Here is a 1,570-nt window from a genome sequence, read left to right on the forward strand (position 1 = left end):
GCAATTAGGCCGCATCCGATAATAACTTGAATATTTCGGTGCGGCACAAAGGGCCGTAATCGTAAATATCTATGAAGTTATTTACGAACGAGCCCTTAGGCCAATTCCAGTGAAAGATTCGCGGCTTGGGCGGAATGGGTCAGAGCGCCAACTGAAATGATATCCAAATCCAGTCTAAGCCAGGTATCAATATTTTTGCTGTTTATTCCACCTGAGGCTTCAAGGATGATATTTCCTAAATTAAACTTTGTTTTAAGCAAGCTGAGAAGTCTTTGCGCCCTGAGTGGAGTAAAATTGTCAAGCAAGAGAGCAAAATCAGCATCGCTTTTCAGATGATAGATTGCCTTTAGTGTTTCGGCGGCCTCTTCTTTATTCTCTACTTCAATTTCCACCAACTGGCCTTTAATTTCCGGTTGAAGAACCTTGAGGATATAGTCGATCGAGTCCGCGAAAGAGGAGATATTATGAGTTTTTCTGAAAATGCTTATATGATTGTCTTTTATCAAAATTCCGTCTAAAAGAGACAGGCGGTGGGTAAGTCCTCCTCCTGTCGCAACGGCTTTTTTGTCCAAAGACATCCAAGGTGTCTTCCGGGTGGCTGCTATAAAGGGTTTCTTACAGTGAATAGTGCGGGAAGATAGAAGGCGAATGAATCTATGGGTTTCAGTGGCAATACCTGACAGTCTTTGTAAAATATTTAGGATTGTTCTTTCCAGAGCCAATATTTCTTTGGCATCACCTTCGATTTCAGCGATAACATTTCCGGATCTGACGAGTTGTCCATCTTTATAAAGAGTCTTTATTTTAAGATGGGTATGTTTGGTAAGTAGAAAAGCAATTTCTTACAGACCTGACAAAAGAAGTTCTTGTTTGCTGATAATACAGGCTTTGCTAACAGATTTTATTTTCAAGTAATTAGTTGTCTTGTCTTCGCAGGTACTGTCATTTGCTACCAGCCATTGGAAAAGCGAGGAGAGAGTATTAGCGTAAAAAGAATTTCTAACCTGTAAAAGATGGGCTTTCTGAAAGTATTTATTAATAAGAGCTTTTTTATCCATAACTATTTTGAGAGTGATAACATTCTTTCTATGGGAATTCTGGCACGATCAGCAATCTCTTTTGGCACTTTTACTTCATAAACCAGGTTCTTTAGTGTATTTAATAATTTCGGTAGGGTGATCATTTTCATGAATTGACATATCATATCATCTCTAACGGCAATGAATTCTTTTTCCGGGTTCAACTTCCCCAGGCGGTAAAGAATTCCTGTTTCCGTAGCGATCACGAATTCTTCTGATGATGATTTTTTGGAATATGCTACCATTCCTCCGGTTGATAGGATATGAGCCTTATCCTTTGGCAACTCTCCGCAGGAAAGAGAATGGAGACAGTTTGAAACACAACCGCATTCAGGATGAATCAGAAATTCAGCTTTCGGATAAGCTGCCAATTTCTTCAGGACATCCTGAGTTCTTACTTTAGCATGGACATGACATTCTCCCGGATAGATTATCATATTTTTTCTTCCTGTCATTTTGGCTACATAATCTCCCAGGAACATATCAGGAAC

The 1,570-nt window shown here is 39.5% G+C and carries 3 protein-coding genes; all 3 read right to left on the reverse strand.

Annotated elements, in window-relative coordinates; all coding sequences use genetic code 11:
* Window positions 1-95: 95 nt before the first annotated feature.
* Window positions 96-839, reverse strand: coding sequence for a nicotinate-nucleotide diphosphorylase (locus tag COZ07_RS09395; protein WP_406608307.1), 744 nt, complete (start codon window positions 837-839; stop codon window positions 96-98).
* 3 nt (window positions 840-842) lie between these two features.
* Window positions 843-1,058, reverse strand: coding sequence for a hypothetical protein (locus COZ07_RS09400; RefSeq protein WP_406608305.1), 216 nt, complete (start codon window positions 1,056-1,058; stop codon window positions 843-845).
* 2 nt (window positions 1,059-1,060) lie between these two features.
* Window positions 1,061-1,570 (reverse strand): quinolinate synthase NadA (locus tag COZ07_RS09405; protein WP_406608306.1); only part of this gene is annotated, 510 nt, incomplete at its 5' end.

This window comes from Candidatus Infernicultor aquiphilus, from assembly GCF_002784285.1.
Classification (GTDB): domain Bacteria; phylum Atribacterota; class Phoenicimicrobiia; order Phoenicimicrobiales; family Phoenicimicrobiaceae; genus Infernicultor; species Infernicultor aquiphilus.